At 65.1% G+C, this 13,674-nt stretch carries 16 protein-coding genes; 1 reads left to right on the forward strand and 15 read right to left on the reverse strand.

Annotation, left to right across the window (positions count from 1 at the left end):
• Window positions 1–203: 203 nt before the first annotated feature.
• The 6 genes from U5817_RS08175 to radC all read right to left on the reverse strand — a co-directional run bounded on the left by U5817_RS08175 (window position 204) and on the right by radC (window position 5,428).
• Window positions 204–647 (reverse strand): H-NS family nucleoid-associated regulatory protein, encoded by a 444-nt coding sequence (locus U5817_RS08175; protein WP_407280349.1) that lies wholly within the window; start codon window positions 645–647, stop codon window positions 204–206.
• 209 nt (window positions 648–856) lie between these two features.
• A complete protein-coding gene (locus U5817_RS08180; protein ID WP_407280350.1) occupies window positions 857–1,741 on the reverse strand; it encodes a putative bifunctional diguanylate cyclase/phosphodiesterase in 885 nt (294 codons plus the stop codon).
• A 430-nt stretch (window positions 1,742–2,171) separates the two neighbouring features.
• Window positions 2,172–2,405 (reverse strand): hypothetical protein, encoded by a 234-nt coding sequence (locus U5817_RS08185; RefSeq protein WP_407280351.1) that lies wholly within the window; start codon window positions 2,403–2,405, stop codon window positions 2,172–2,174.
• Between the two features lie 209 nt (window positions 2,406–2,614).
• Complete coding sequence (locus U5817_RS08190; RefSeq protein ID WP_407280352.1) at window positions 2,615–3,439, reverse strand: hypothetical protein; 825 nt, start codon at window positions 3,437–3,439, stop codon at window positions 2,615–2,617.
• Entirely contained in the window at window positions 3,436–3,906 is a 471-nt protein-coding gene (locus tag U5817_RS08195; RefSeq protein ID WP_407280353.1) for a hypothetical protein, read from the reverse strand. Before U5817_RS08195 ends, U5817_RS08190 begins: the two co-directional genes overlap by 4 nt.
• 940 nt (window positions 3,907–4,846) lie before the next feature.
• A complete protein-coding gene (radC, locus tag U5817_RS08200; RefSeq protein WP_407280354.1) occupies window positions 4,847–5,428 on the reverse strand; it encodes a DNA repair protein RadC in 582 nt (193 codons plus the stop codon).
• A gap of 298 nt (window positions 5,429–5,726) precedes the next feature.
• On the opposite strand from radC, the gene U5817_RS08205 reads away from it, so the two are divergent.
• Window positions 5,727–5,933 (forward strand): hypothetical protein, encoded by a 207-nt coding sequence (locus U5817_RS08205; protein WP_407280355.1) that lies wholly within the window; start codon window positions 5,727–5,729, stop codon window positions 5,931–5,933.
• Window positions 5,934–5,994: 61 nt separating this feature from the next.
• On the opposite strand, the gene U5817_RS08210 is transcribed toward U5817_RS08205, so the two are convergent.
• The 9 genes from U5817_RS08210 to U5817_RS08250 all read right to left on the reverse strand — a co-directional run bounded on the left by U5817_RS08210 (window position 5,995) and on the right by U5817_RS08250 (window position 13,662).
• Window positions 5,995–6,276 carry a hypothetical protein gene (locus U5817_RS08210; RefSeq protein ID WP_407280356.1) on the reverse strand — a complete coding sequence of 94 codons (282 nt, stop codon included), beginning with the start codon at window positions 6,274–6,276 and terminating at the stop codon, window positions 5,995–5,997.
• 471 nt (window positions 6,277–6,747) lie between these two features.
• Window positions 6,748–7,443 carry a hypothetical protein gene (locus U5817_RS08215; RefSeq protein ID WP_407280357.1) on the reverse strand — a complete coding sequence of 232 codons (696 nt, stop codon included), beginning with the start codon at window positions 7,441–7,443 and terminating at the stop codon, window positions 6,748–6,750.
• A complete protein-coding gene (locus U5817_RS08220; protein WP_407280358.1) occupies window positions 7,416–8,327 on the reverse strand; it encodes a transglycosylase SLT domain-containing protein in 912 nt (303 codons plus the stop codon). The genes U5817_RS08215 and U5817_RS08220 overlap by 28 nt, the downstream gene beginning before the upstream one ends.
• A 10-nt stretch (window positions 8,328–8,337) precedes the next feature.
• The gene (locus U5817_RS08225; RefSeq protein WP_407280359.1) at window positions 8,338–8,898 is read right to left on the reverse strand and encodes a hypothetical protein; all 561 of its coding nucleotides are present in this window, start codon (window positions 8,896–8,898) and stop codon (window positions 8,338–8,340) included.
• 10 nt (window positions 8,899–8,908) lie between these two features.
• Window positions 8,909–9,448 (reverse strand): PFL_4695 family integrating conjugative element protein, encoded by a 540-nt coding sequence (locus U5817_RS08230; RefSeq protein ID WP_407280360.1) that lies wholly within the window; start codon window positions 9,446–9,448, stop codon window positions 8,909–8,911.
• 5 nt (window positions 9,449–9,453) lie between these two features.
• Window positions 9,454–10,482 (reverse strand): TIGR03756 family integrating conjugative element protein, encoded by a 1,029-nt coding sequence (locus U5817_RS08235; RefSeq protein ID WP_407280361.1) that lies wholly within the window; start codon window positions 10,480–10,482, stop codon window positions 9,454–9,456.
• An 11-nt stretch (window positions 10,483–10,493) separates the two neighbouring features.
• Window positions 10,494–10,913 carry a TIGR03757 family integrating conjugative element protein gene (locus U5817_RS08240; RefSeq protein ID WP_407280362.1) on the reverse strand — a complete coding sequence of 140 codons (420 nt, stop codon included), beginning with the start codon at window positions 10,911–10,913 and terminating at the stop codon, window positions 10,494–10,496.
• Window positions 10,910–11,671: a DsbC family protein gene (locus U5817_RS08245; RefSeq protein ID WP_407280363.1), complete on the reverse strand. Its 762-nt coding sequence runs from the start codon at window positions 11,669–11,671 to the stop codon at window positions 10,910–10,912. Before U5817_RS08245 ends, U5817_RS08240 begins: the two co-directional genes overlap by 4 nt.
• Before the next feature lie 374 nt (window positions 11,672–12,045).
• Window positions 12,046–13,662, reverse strand: a complete 1,617-nt coding sequence (locus tag U5817_RS08250) for a conjugal transfer protein TraG N-terminal domain-containing protein (RefSeq protein WP_407280364.1) — start codon at window positions 13,660–13,662, stop codon at window positions 12,046–12,048.
• Window positions 13,663–13,674: the final 12 nt, after the last annotated feature.

Below are 13,674 nucleotides of genomic sequence, written 5' to 3' on the forward strand. Positions count from 1 at the left end.
CCAAAGTCGGCATTGGCCGAGCAAGACTCGTTCGGGCTCCGCTCTGGATGCGTGCTCTGCGCGGGAACCTTCCACTCGTTCTACGACGAAGCGGCTTCGGACGGATGGTCTGTGATGACCTGGTGCGCCGGGCCAATGCGCCGGGCCAATTGGGGTGGCGGAATGTGCGGACGCTTCGAACTCCCCGACACCCCCAAAGCGGCTTAGCCAGCCGCTACCTCTGCCGGCGGTTCCTGCACTACCGGCTGCGCTTCCGTCGCCTGCTTCATGCTCCGCTTTTCCATCTTTTGCGCGGCGATCTCCAGCGCGCTCATTGCACCCCCTTGCGCCAACCAAGCTTCGACCCACTGCGGCCGGCGTCCGCGTCCGGACCAAGCGAGATCGCGGTTGCTTGGGTGCCGATATTTGATTGGCAAAGGCTCTTTGCGCGTAGCTGTCCCCTTGGGGGAAACCTTCCGAGCTTTCGCCGGAGCCGGAGTGGCGTTTCCGAGCACGTCGTCAAGGGAGAGGCCGCTTTCCTTCGCGAGCTTCGTCAGCTTCTTCAGCAGATCGGATTTGGTCACGGACTCGCGCTTGGCGATCTCCTTCTCGATCCGGGCGGTGAGTTGCTTGAGCTGGGGGATGGTGTAGATGGAGAGGTTGGTCATGGTTGTCGGGTGATTTCCGTTTATTGGGAGTCGATCAGATTGTATAGCGACCAAAGGGCATGCCCGGCTAGTTCGAGACCGACTTGGAGCGGATGGCTGTGTCGATGACCGCGCATGTCATCTCCTGCGGCATTGCGAAGCCGCATCGGAATGACCGGCGCGCAGCGCCAGGTTGTCGGTCGACATGTCCATTCAGCTCCGCTCCTGCCCTACGATCGCGTGCCGTCGGTCGGTGCGAGGAAAGCGTCGTGAAACAGGGCCGGTGGCAGACCTTTGCCAACCAGGTAGCCCTGAACCACGTCGCAGCCCATGACGCGCAGGAGTTCATGTTGAGCTGCCGTCTCGACGCCTTCCACAATGACCGTCAGATCCAGTTCATGCGCGAGTGAAATGATGTTTCGCACGATGGTCGCATCGGCGGCGTCGGCGAGATCGACGACGAAGCTTCGGTCGATCTTCAGGATGCGGACCGGCATGCGTTTGAGGTAGCTGAGCGACGAGTAGCCGGTGCCGAAGTCGTCGATTGCCAGTCGTACACCCAGCCGAGCGAGGCGGGCGAGACTTTCCCGCGCGCGGTCATGGGCGTGCATGCAGATGCTTTCGGTGATCTCGACGACCAGGTCATCCGGCCGGAGATCGAATCGTTCGAGCGTGTGCTCGACGGTGTCGGCGATGTCATGCCGGCGCAATTGCTCGACCGAGAAGTTGATTGCGACCCGCAGATCATGGCCGGCGTCGCGCCACGCGTGAAGCTGCGCACACGCGGTCTCGAGCACCCATTGCCCGATGCGGCCAATCAGGCCCACGTGTTCCGCGACGGGGATGAAGGTGTTGGGGCCAATCATGCCACGCTGCGGGTGCCGCCAGCGGATCAGTGCCTCGGCCGCCACCATGCGGCCGGTGCCGGTGTCGATCTCGGGCTGGTAGTGAAGGACGAACTCCTGATGCTCGAGGGCGCGTCTGAGGTCTCGCCCGATACGAAGGTGCGAGCGAGTCGTCGCGTCGGTGGCCTGATGGACCCTACGCCCGGGCGGGGCACTGCGTCGTCGATTCCACCGATGCGGGGATTCCGGGGGATTGTGTGTCGTGTGCATGGTTTCTCTCCGTGTCTCGGTTGCCGGTGGCCGAGAGTGTCTCGGCCGTGGTTGTCGGCTTTTCGACGTGTCATAGCCGGGCGCGGGACGCGGAGGCAGGGGACACCGATCGGGAAAGCGGAGCGAGGCCAGGTGCGCAACGCCTGGACACTGCGCCGGCATACGCCGGCTGCGAGGGATCTGACGAGACGAGGCAACCCGCATGGGCGGGTCGCTCAGACAACAGCGAAGGGAAGGCAAGGCGCGAAGCTGCTTCGAACAGTGATCGAAGGGGCGTCGCTGAGCGAGGGGATCGAGCGCAGGAATTGTCGAGGGGACGGATTTACGATAGTGCGTCGGTTGAGTATTCGCAAGGCATTGTCACGGCGTGCCAGCTGCGCGGGTGGTGTCGAGCGTTCCGGGCTCACTCACCCGGAACGCCGCTTTCCAGTCAGAACGGTAGCGCTTCATCGGTGATAGCGCCGGTGGGGCGCAGCAAGAGATGCTCGTGGAACCAATTCTGGTAGTTGGCGAGCTCGTTTGCGAGGTATGCGGAGCCGGGAAAGACGAGCAGCAGCTCCTGATAATGTGTGATGCGTTCGCGAAAACGGTCCTCCCATTGGGCAAATGGAAGGCAGGCTTGGGGATCCTGTCCCGGCCTGTCGGCGGGTTCGTCGTGCCACATAGGGCGATCTCCTCGAGGGTAAGTGCTGGACGGGAGAACGCGCGATCCGCGAACCGGGACGTGGGTCATCCCGGAGGGGAAATTGAATGCAACTTGGACGAAAACCCCGGGCGGATGCCGTACCTGTTTCAGGGGCTGACAGGTTGCGCGGCTGCGAGGAGCCGCCGCTTGAGAATGTTTTTGTATTCTGGTTCATGCCAGGTTGGCATTCAAGGAACAAGCAAGGTTTTCGGGGGAGGGCGGTCATCCGTCGAACCCGTGCCGTTCATGCGCTCTTGCACTGCGCGGAACATGCTGGCCTTGCGCGCCTCCACGGCCGCCTGCCGCCCTCGCTCATCGGTCGCGCGCTGCGCCTCACGCGCCGCTGCCCGAGTCTCCCGTTCGGCGAGGTGGGCGCGGAGGCACTGGAGGTTGTGCATCGCGGTTTTGCGGCCATCCTTGGGAACGTGGGCGAGCAGCTTCGCGTCGTCGCCGCCGATGAGCGCCGCCACCACCGCATTGCTCTCCGCCGGGGCGGGCAGCAGGGTTTGGACGGCTGCATGCGTGAGCCGCCCCGCCTCGACCGCCGCCGCGAGGGCCTCCGCGCGCCGGCCCGGGTCATGGCCAAGCGACGCACACCAATGGCACGGCTCCTTAGCCTCGCGCGCCTGACGCAGCAGACGTTCATAGGCCTGGCAGAAGGCCATGCGTGCCGCCACCTTGTCGCGAGCATCGAGGAGCGGTTTGGCCACCGCCAGTGCCTGGACGATCTCGTCGGTCCACACCACGGTCGCCGCTTCGTCGACCGCGGAAAGCGCGGTCGCCCACGCCTCCTCCGCGCCAGGGCGGCCATCGAGCTCCGCGACCCGCTCGAGCACGGCCGATAGCGTCAGGCGGCCCTTCAGCTCCTTGCGGCAACGGTCCAGGGCTTGCAGCACGTCGGCCTCCGGGTAGGCGGACAGGTCGGCATCCATGGCCTTCAGCGCCACCGTGGAGAGCTCGACCCCGGTCAGTTCGGCCGTCACGGCGATGGCCTTCAGCGTATTCGCGCTCACAGCGATTCTCCGCGCTCGGCCAGCACCTCGGCGAGTGCGGCCATGGTCGTGCCGGTTCTGTCGGACTGGCGGGCCTTGCCGGCGGTCATGACCCGTCCCGTCACCCACTCGGTGTGCAGCTTCTCGGCGTCGCTCAGCAGACAGCCCAAGTCGTGCATGCGCCCGACGTAGTAGCTCCCCGGGTGCTGCACGAACCACGCGGCAACCAGGGGCGATTCCTCGTAGCCGATGCGCTGCACGAACTGCTTCACCTGAGAGCTGACCTTCTGGTTACGCACCGGGGCGGCACCGTAGCGGTCTGCATAGGCGTGCCGGTAGGCTGCCCAGGTCGCCCGGCAGGCGGCCTGCAGCGCCGTCTCGCCGGGCGGGGCCTGGGCCTGGTGGGGGGCTGGCGCCTTGGCGACAGCAAAGGGGAGTTCTGGCTCTGCAGGTGCCGCCGTCCCCCTGACGGTTAACTGGTGGTTCATTGGTGGTTCATTGGTGGTTTGGCTCCCACCGGTGGGAGGCGTCTCGGGACACCCATGGGAGCCCTCTCCTCCCATGGGTGGGAGCCGTCCCCTCCCATGGGTGGGAGGGGTGACATCTATGGGAGGGGTGACATCTATGGGAGGGGTGACATCTATGGGAGGGGTGACATCGGCGGGAGGGGTGACATCGGCGGGAGGGGTGACATCCACGGAAGTCGTCTTTCGGGCGGCCGCCTCGTCGGCCAGCGCCCTGAGCTTTGCGACGTTGAGCTGGTACTGCTTGGTGGTGCCGGGCGCGCCACCATTGGCATTCCCTGCCACTTTGAGGTATCCGGCTTCTTCAAAGGCGTGGATGATCCGTCGGGCCTGCTTCTCCGAAACACGGATCTTCTCCGCAACAGCTTTCATCGACGGGTGGAGACTTCCGCCCTCGTCGTTGCACCAGTCGGCGAGGGCGAGCATTGCCAGCATCTCGCTTCCGGACGCAGGGAACCCTTCCCACACGAGCGACATGACCTTGATGCTCATGACGACGCTACCTCACGGGTAGGTCGAGGCGCACGGCGGCACCTCTTTGTTCATGTGGCAGGGGAATTTTTTCGTCATGCGAGTCCTGATCGACGCCGATCAAGTCGTCGATTCGGCGCCGGGGACATGCTGCCCGAGATTCATTCATGTGCTTCCTCGCTGGCGTTCGTGGTCCGGGTGGTTGATGCATGCCATGCCGCGACTGATGGCAGTTGCATCAGCCGCGGGGCGGGGAATCAGGACGAGTCGAGGTCAGAACGGCGAGAAGCGCCGGTTGACGAGCAAGGGATTGAGCGAGTGTCGCGCGAAGCGAGAGAGCGAGGGCGTCCCCGCCGGGTCTCGAGAGACGGCAGGGTGCCGTCGAGACAAGACAAAAATAGCGGCCAAATCGCGGTTTGGCAAGAACGCAGGACTACAGGAGCCCTCGCTGGGCAAAGGACACGTCCGCAGCGCCGGCGATGACGAAGTGGTCGAGCACCTTCACGTCGACCATGGCGAGAGTTTCCTTCAGTTGTCGGGTCAGGCACTCGTCGGCGATCGAAGGCTCACAAGCGCCCGACGGGTGCTGGTGCGAGAAGATCACTGCGGCCGCACGAAGCTCGAGCGCTCGGCGCACGATTTCGCGCGGGTAGACGCTGGTCTGCGTTAAGGTGCCACGGAAGGCTTCCTCCGCGTGGAGGAGGCGGTTGCGGGCGTCCAGGTACAACACGACGAAGATCTCATAGGGGCGACCCATGAAAAAGGTACGGAGAAACGCGCGCACGGTCTCGGGGGCATCGAGCGCATCGCGCTCCGCCAAGTCTTCGCTCAAGCCTCGCTGCAGGATCTCCAGTGCATTTGCGAGGGCATGCCAAGGCTCCGTGCGCGGATCCCGCGCGATCTCGAGAACCTTGGCCCAGGAGCCGCAACGCTCCCACACGTCTTCGGCCTCCTGGCCGAAGAAGCGCTCGAGCAGCGCTGCGTCAGACAATGTCGTCGAATGGAAGTGGAACATCGGCATCTCCTTGGAAAGACATGGAGAGCCGTCTCCGCGTGGGGATGGACTCCCCACGGGAAAAAATGAAACTGAACAGAACCCCGGGCTCGAAAGCCGCTCCGGTGTCAGGGGCTAACCGGATTCAATAGAGCCGCGAACGGCCCATCCGCGACACATATATCGTATGCGCGGATCGGCATGCACGCAACGGCGTGAGATCTATTCTGAAGAGACCATATAGAGACTGGCCGGCCTTGCCGACGGTGGACGGCGAGGAGTAGCATTCGGCCGGAAATGCCGTCAGCAGGAGGTCGCCGTGCTACGAATCGGAAACAAGCTGAGATTGACCGAGCGCGAGCGTGAGGCGTTGTCGGTATTCGCGGGCGAGCGCGTAAATCCGGAGACGGTTGACGATTTCAACGCCTGGGCCGAGGCCGTGGCCGAACGGGCCGACATGAGCGTGCCGGAAGAGCGGCTGATGGCGGCCATGTATCACCGGATGAAGTTGCAACCCCTCGATTGAAGTGGACGAGGGCCGTAGGAACGCGTCACGACGCGACATGGCCCTCCCGTAGCAGCAAACGCTATTTCTTCAGCCTCGCGTCCACATACGCCAGGTACGTACGCGGGTACGATCTGGCATGTTCAGCAAAGACCCTTTCAAGAATCGCCGCCGCCTCGTCGACCTTGGCGAGGCGAGCGACGATCGCGCCGAGGCCGTCCAGCAAGGTCGGATTCTCCGCTATGGCTTGGGCCGTGGCGATGGCTACGGCGGGCTCGGACTCGATCAGTTCGCGCAGATACGCGACCTTGCGTCGGGAGTCCCGTTCATCCGAGACATGGGTTTTGGGGAAACGGTGGGACATGTGGATCTCCTCCTGGAAGCGAAAAGGGGAGATCGCATGCCCTGGGGCCGGGAAGCGGATCTTCCCGGTCGGGGTGACGATGAAACGACGAGTGTCCCAGGTCCCGAAGGACCGTCGCTGTTACAGGGACTGACAGCGCTCAATGGTGCCCGCAGAAGGCGGCGCAATGCTCCACGCGCCCCGTGGTGGGACGCAAGATGCTAAGTCGCGGCTGCGGCACGGGTGACGTTTCGCTTTGAACCCGTCTCACACATACCCCCGCCCGTTACACCCCGTGCAGAGCTGGAACTCGGATACGGACTCCATTCCCCGACCGCCACATGCGCGGCAAGGCTCATCGTCATACGAGCGGCGCTCGCGACCGTTGCCGCCGCAGCTGCGGCACGGGCGTTCGACCTGGGCGCGGACTTCGCGGGCGCCGCGGCAGTGCGGGCAGGGGCGTTCGTCGTCGAGCATTGATGAGCCCGGTGGTTAGAAGGTGTTGTTGAGGCTTTTTAGCACCTGGTCCGGCAAATCGCGCCAGCCGGCGGGGTCGTCGGTGGTCACGCAGTACTGGCCGGTGACACGGGTGCCGGGGCCATCGCGGGCGAGGTCGAGCCGCAGCTTGTACTGACGCCGGCCGTTGGCCACGTCGGGCGAATGCACCACCTGTTCGAGCCGATAAAGCGAGCCGGGGGTGACTTGATGCAGATAGCCCGCTACGTGGGCCAGCCCCTCCTCGTTGCCCGGAAGGCGCCTCATCTCGCCCTTTGTCATAAAACTGTAGCGGGACATTAGGCGGGCGTAGCTGGTATTGACGTCGTGGGCGGATCGCCTCGCGTAGTCGTAGCAGACAAGGTTCGTAACCCAGTTTCGAATAACTTGGTCTGTGGGTGATTCGGCTCCCTTGGCTGGACTACCCGTCACCACACTCTGACTCATCCCCGACTGGGGCTGCTGGTGCATCCGCTCCCGCGTCTCGTCGGCCTCGCGTTTGGATTGCTCCTCGCAGGCCTTGCGATCTTCGGCGCCGATGCACTTGGCGCCGAAGATCAAGCCGTCGAGCACGTCCGCGCGGGCGGGTTGCAGGGATGCCGCCAGAAGGAGGGCGGCCAGGTATGGCGTCCGTTTCATCATCGCCTCCATGGAAATCGTCAGATCTACATCATGATGAGCAGCACGATCCATGTCAGAACGATAGCCCGAGCAACGTCGACCGCAAGCTCCCGCTTTGTATCAAATCCCTCCGACAGGCCGCGCCACTTGGCGACGATGACCCATGCGATCCAGGTGACGAGGGTCATTGCGGCAATTCCGACCAGCAGCTGCCGGACCTGCCCCATGTGATAGCCGGTGGCACCGAAGAAACCCTGGGCGGCAGACGTGTAGCCGAAGCCGCCGCCCTTGAGCAAGGCGGCGGAGCCCGTCCCGGCTGACGGCCTTAAGGGGGCAGAGGTAGGGACATGGCCGCCAGGCGAAACGCCCGCAGGGGCGCCCGCGAGGACCTCGGCGTAGCTCGGGGGCGCGAAAGCCAGCGTATAGCCGACAAACTGCCCCAGGTAGGAGACGAGTTTCGTGCCGTTGCCGTCGGCCGGATCCGTCGCTCCTCCGGATTTCAGCCACTCCCCAACGGTGCCGGCGCCTACAAGGTGTGCTGCGGCGACGAGACCCGACGCGGTGATGGGGGTGTCGTTGATCGTCGTCCCCAGGTAGTTTTCGGCACCATAGACCTTCGTGAGGGTGTTCCACACCTGCTGGTGGTAAGCGGATACCGCCTGGATCTGGGCATCGGAATTCGCAAGCAGATCGGCCAGAGAATTGACGCCGTACTTGCCGGTGAAGGTGCCTGTCCAGTCGTTGGTCTTCGGTGTGCCGTCGCCCGAGTAGAGGCCCACGTCCTGCAGAGCGGCCTCGCTGAACTGGAAGAGGCCGACGTGACCGAACTGGTTGGCGACCCGCGGGTTCATCGTGCTCTCCCGCTGCCCCAAGGCCTTGAGGAAATCGGTGTACGTCACGCCGGCCCAGACGAGACTGGCCAGCAGAAACAGGACGAAAGCGAGACGGGCTTTCATGCCAGACCTCCTATTGGCTTGGGCACGGGGTCCCGTCGGGCCTGATGGAGCGCGCGTACTGGTACACACCGTCCGTTGAGAGGTGCCACACCCCTTGGCACAAACCACGGCCGCCGACGATCAGGTCGCGCCACCCTTTGGTCGTTGTTGGCAGCACGCGGTAGGCGGCCGCTGCGACGTCGAGGCGCCGGCTCCAGCGCCCGTCGAGGCGCCTGGCGAACAGCCAGATGCTGCTGCCCGTCATCCCCGACGTGCAGGTGTTGCCGGCGACAACGAAGACCTCGGGGACCCCGTCGCCGTTCAGGTCCTCGATGGTTACCTCGGGGTACATCGCCGTTTCGCAGCCCGCGAGACTGCTCACGACGACGCCGTCGCGTAGGGCGAGACGCGTGACGGCAGCGATCTCGCGCCGGTCCCTTTGCGACAATGCGGCAGGCGGCACAGTGGCGAAGAGCGCGGCTGCGAGGGCTCCGAGGTCGCCATGCGACGGATCCGTGGCGGGCGATGCCCCCGAGTAGGCGAGGGCAAGTGCGATCGCAAGCCGATGCTGGCGGATGCTTCTCGGACTCATCACGTGCCTCCTACTGCGAAATCGCCCCATCGGCGCCGATGAGGACGGGCCAAACGTGGATCCCGGCCGCTTCGAGGAGCGCATCGGGCGACATGGGCGTCATGTGCAGGTCGACCAAGCCCCGCAGGCGCAGAAAATCCTCCGGGGTGCGCACCGATGCGACGATTCCCCGGGCGCCCATCCGATGCAATGCGTCCGCGTTGCGTTGCAGCCAGTCGACGGAGGCCGCATCGTCGCCGACGATGAAGATGGGTTGTCCCGGCCCGCCCGGCAACTTGCTTGGCATGGGGTTCTGCAGCAGCCGGCCGGGCCCCCCGCGGGCTGAGACGACCGGGAAGAGCTGCGGAGACGGTGGTTGCCACGGCGGCTGGGATACCGGCTCGTGCGCCTCCTCGCTGGCGTCGTCGGCGAACGGCTCGAAGTAAGGCGCGAGCGGTACGCCACCAGCGTCGTGGATGACGGTCGGCGGCCGGCTGGCAAGGGGGGGCGCCGACCAGCATGGCGCGGCGATGAAGACGGCCAGTAGAGGCACGAAACGGACAGGACTCATCGCAATCACCACAAGCCGAACTGGATGCTGCCGAGGAAGATCTGGCCACGCACCCGGCAGCAGGCGTAGGGACGCCAGAGTGTGTAGGCATAGCTGCCGGAATGGGTGGTCATGGTGTCGCCGTAGGAGACCGGGCTCGCGGTGTCATTGAGTCCGAAGATGTGGCAGGGAGTGGGAACCGCGACGTTCATCTGCCACAGGCCCCCCATGGGATTGTTTTCGCGCGCTGGCGGCGGATCCCACACGAGCTGACCCCGCCGTCGTCGAGTGCCGCCCGAGGTGACGTAGGCGTAGACGTGCGGCTGCGCGGGCCGGGTGATGAAATCGGCGATGCGCTGCGACAGGACCGCGGCGGCCTTGACCTCGTGTTGCTGGACGACCTCTCCGGTACGCGGATAGACGTTGCCCCAGGTATTGAGCGGCGGGGTGCCGACCTCGCGCATTCCCGGCACCCAGGAGGCTGGAAGGAGAAGCTCCGCCGGTAGGTAGGAACGCCACACGGCCGCGTCGAGTTTCGACTGGTAGTAGGGGGCGAAGGGAATGATGGCCGAGGGGCACGTGACGAGGTCGGGCAGCCCGGCCGCGGGATGGCCGATGGCATCGGCGTCGCGGAACCGCCGCTGCTTGTCTGTGCGATCGGCCTGCGAGTGTGTGCCGGCGCTGTCGGCCAGGTCGACGCCGAGCAGTGTCCCGAGGAGCCCTCGGCTTGCCGCTGCGATCGGGATGCCGATTTCCGGCCACGGGTGGGTCGTGACATCGTGATAGGTGCTCACCACCAGATCGGGGGCGAAATGGCTGATGCGGGTGGATGTGCGGATGGAGCAGCCGGTGGGCGTGCACTGCAGCCAGAAACAGATACCCGAAACATGCCAGGCGCTGCAGGCCGGGTAGCTCGCGACAGCCTGGGCGAGGAGGGCAGCGGTCGTGGTGGACTCCGCCGCGTCGGTTAGGGGCGCGCAGGTTACGGCACAGGTGGCCAGGAGCGCGCGCAGACGCGGCGCCTTGGCTGACCGGATGACGGAACACGCGCGCATGCCGCCTTCCCCTACCGGCCGCCCCGGGCTCGCCACGTCCGGTAGATGGCGCGGGCCTGATCCACGTTCTCCACGCCATAAACGACGGCTGCCCCATCGAATACGATTGCCGGGACCTTGGCGAGCCGGTACTGCATGGCCGCGGTCAGGCCCTGTGCGCTGGCTCCGATCGCCTGGCGATCGGTGTCGGTGAGCGCCTCGAAGCGTCGCCTGGCGACCGCTTCGGCCTGGACGGGGTCGGAGGGCAACCCGGCGGATAGGGGGGCAGTCATTCGCTCCATGCCATCCACGTGATACACCCTTGCCGTCCCCGTTCCGCTGATCTGTTGCGTGCCGAGTTGGAAGACCTCGACCTGTTCCTGGGCCTGGACGGGCGGAAGCGGGGTGGCGCAGACCAGCAAGGCGACCAACCGGCGCATGGTCGCGTTCACTTGCCTGTTCCCTCGGCAGCGCGCGTCAGGGCCTCCTCCAGCTCGGGGCCGGAGATTGCACCTACCACGCGGCGCCCGTCGGCCAGCACGAGGGTTGGCGTGTTGCGAATTCCATGGTGACGTCCGAACTCGACGATTCGCCGGACACGGTCCATGGCGGGCTCGCAGTGAGGCTCGATCTGCCGTGGCGCAGGTGCGCCTTCCATGTAGGCCCGCCATTGATCGGCCTGGTGATCGCTGCCGCACCAGGTGCCGACGGCCGCGGGAATCGAGTCGGAAGAGACGACCGGGTAGGTGAACGTGTAGATCGTGACGTCGTCGAGCGCGGTGAGTGTGGGCTGTAGCGATCGGCACGCGGGGCAAGCCGGATCCTCGAACACGGCGAGCCGCCTCGAGCCGTTCCCGCGCACCGTCTTGATTGCCAAGTCGATCGGTAGCTCGGCGAACGGGATGGCTGACAGTCTGTCCAATCGGAGTTGCGTAAGGTCCTGCTTTTCGACGGTATCGACGAGCCGGCCATCGACGAAGGCGAAGCGGCCGGTGGCGTCGACGTAGAAGACCGCTCTGTCGCTCACGACCTCGTAGATGCCAGGGACCGGGGTCGGTGCCACGGAATCGGGATTCACCTTGCCACCGGAATTGCGCGCGAGCGCCGTCTTGATGGTCTCGGAGGCGCCGGCCGAGTTGTCAGCCTCGGCGAGTCCAGCCGCGCCAGCAACGAGCAGCGCAGCTGTTACAGGACGACACATCATGCGCATGGACCTTGCCGTCTGTGAGGCGCATGTTCGGCAATGGGTTATTGGCATTGGATTACTCCTCGTGATGGAGGGAAGGCCTTATGAAGACTATTGGACGCGTCGTCTTCGCCACGCTCGTGGGGGCGTTGATGCTTGTTGGCGCTGTAGTGCGAGCCTTGGCGTTCTATGGGAGCGCAAGACCCCGTACGGACGCAGAGGGGGATGACCCGATAGGTCAGGAAGACCTGTTTGGCCCGGGGAATACGGAGGGGGACGGCTTCACCATCTACGGTCGTGAGCCCGTGGTCGCCGGTCGAAAGGGAGAACCGGTTGGCGCCTATTCGGGCGCGCCGATCATTCACTACTGAGGTTGAGAGGTTCATCACATCCCCGCCCTAGCGCGTGATTGAGCGCGCCGCTCGGCGCGCAACCCCACCAACCCTGCCACCGACGCCGCCGACCACATTGGCGGCAATGCCAACACCGGCTTGGCCGGAGACCATTCCACTCGAAATTGCGCTGCGCTTCATGGCGTCGATGCCATGCACCACGTGCAGGCTCGCCCACCCCATCATCCCGCTCCAGATCAGGGGTAGCCCGAGGTATAGGCCGATCAGTAGCGTATTCAAGGTGCTGCGCTTGAGCGCCGTGTCGAACTCCAGGTGCAGGACGTTGAACAGCAGGTGCTCGGCGTCCGGGTACATCGCGACCCACAGGTGTTCGTCGATCCACATCGCGATGTACCAGAGGACCGCCCACAGCTTGACGGTGAAGATGGCGAGCGCGCCCAGGAACATGATCTGAAGGCTGTAGCGCCCGAAGACCAGGATCAGGGGCATGAACATGTAGATGCCCATGAGGATCAGGGGCTGGGCCAGGGTTGCGAACTGGATGATCGGAAAGCGGGACGCCTGGGCGTGAAGCGCCTTGTTCACCATTCCGGCCATCCCGGCGACGTCGGGGCCAGCCCCGAGGAGGGCTTGGTACCAGCTGCGGTTGTCGTCGGGGAGCATCATTTCGGGTGCGATCGCAGGGTTCGACCGCCCCATCGCCAGCCGCGCAAGACCATCCTCGCGCTTCTCGACGGCCACCGAGCTGAAGACCAGCGACACCTTCTCGGTCAGCGACGTGGGTGCCGCCGCGAGATTGCCGATGCCTTTGACCAGCTTGGCGCGCACCCCGAGCGCGGGGTCTGCCCACCATTCGTGACAGGTGGGGCGTCCATAGTCCGGGACGGCGGCGTTGGCGTCCATGTCCGCATCCTGATGGGCCACGTCCAGGGCGAAGCCCGGCACGCCGGCCCGTGCATGCAGGGCCGGGTAGAGGTTCGGGTCGGCCTGAAAGGCGTGGCTTCCCATCCAGTCGGGATCGCCGTCGCCGTAAGCCTCCAGTGCAGCTGCTGCGGAAGGGGACGGTGGAGCTTCGAGGTAGCGCGACCGCGCCGGCAAGTAGCATTCGTTGAAGAAGCGCTGCACTTCCGCGCGCAGGGAGGGATCTTCCACCGCGGCGGAACGGGCGAACTCCTCCACCTCCCGGAGGCCGCTCAAACCGCCGGAGATGCCTCCCCGCACGGCATCGTTGAACCCGCCCGACAGGCTCATGACGGCAAACCACCAGGGCGGCAGCTCGAGGTGCTGCGGAACCGAGCTGAAGGCATCGTCGTAGGTGCTGTCCGAGTTCGTTCCGGTTGCAGTGGCGGGGGCCGGATTGAGCGCGGTTGTTGCCGGGGTGTGGTGGAGCTTGACGTTCTCGAGGCTGGTGCCGACCGGCGTGAAGCAGAAGGCCATGACGAAGATGGCGGTCCAGAACTCGACCTCCATCTTCCGGACCATCCAGGCCGCATCGGCGCCCTCGACCGCGTTCATTTCGTGAGCGCGCAACCAGGTGCCGATGATGATGAAGAGGAAGGGAAGGAAGATGATGCCGGTGTCCACGAGGATGTCGCGAAAGACGCCCGCGAACGCCCAGCCATACATGGTGGTGAAGAGCTCCAGGTAACTGTCGACGCTCACGGCGGGTTCCTC

The organism is Aromatoleum evansii, from assembly GCF_045689615.1.
In the GTDB taxonomy this organism is placed as follows: domain Bacteria; phylum Pseudomonadota; class Gammaproteobacteria; order Burkholderiales; family Rhodocyclaceae; genus Aromatoleum; species Aromatoleum evansii.

Excerpts from the sequence above, each read along its gene's own strand:
- U5817_RS08185 (WP_407280351.1), bottom strand. The coding sequence starts at position 2,405 with ATGTGGCACGACGAACCCGCCGACAGGCCGGGACAGGATCCCCAAGCC.
- U5817_RS08225 (WP_407280359.1), bottom strand. The coding sequence starts at position 8,898 with ATGAGTCCGAGAAGCATCCGCCAGCATCGGCTTGCGATCGCACTTGCC.
- U5817_RS08215 (WP_407280357.1), bottom strand. The coding sequence starts at position 7,443 with ATGGATCGTGCTGCTCATCATGATGTAGATCTGACGATTTCCATGGAG.
- U5817_RS08195 (WP_407280353.1), bottom strand. The coding sequence starts at position 3,906 with ATGAACCACCAGTTAACCGTCAGGGGGACGGCGGCACCTGCAGAGCCA.
- U5817_RS08175 (WP_407280349.1), bottom strand. The coding sequence starts at position 647 with ATGACCAACCTCTCCATCTACACCATCCCCCAGCTCAAGCAACTCACC.
- U5817_RS08235 (WP_407280361.1), bottom strand. The coding sequence starts at position 10,482 with ATGCGCGCGTGTTCCGTCATCCGGTCAGCCAAGGCGCCGCGTCTGCGC.
- U5817_RS08210 (WP_407280356.1), bottom strand. The coding sequence starts at position 6,276 with ATGTCCCACCGTTTCCCCAAAACCCATGTCTCGGATGAACGGGACTCC.
- radC (WP_407280354.1), bottom strand. The coding sequence starts at position 5,428 with ATGTTCCACTTCCATTCGACGACATTGTCTGACGCAGCGCTGCTCGAG.
- U5817_RS08220 (WP_407280358.1), bottom strand. The coding sequence starts at position 8,327 with ATGAAAGCCCGTCTCGCTTTCGTCCTGTTTCTGCTGGCCAGTCTCGTC.
- U5817_RS08245 (WP_407280363.1), bottom strand. The coding sequence starts at position 11,671 with ATGCGCATGATGTGTCGTCCTGTAACAGCTGCGCTGCTCGTTGCTGGC.
- U5817_RS08180 (WP_407280350.1), bottom strand. The coding sequence starts at position 1,741 with ATGCACACGACACACAATCCCCCGGAATCCCCGCATCGGTGGAATCGA.
- U5817_RS08230 (WP_407280360.1), bottom strand. The coding sequence starts at position 9,448 with ATGAGTCCTGTCCGTTTCGTGCCTCTACTGGCCGTCTTCATCGCCGCG.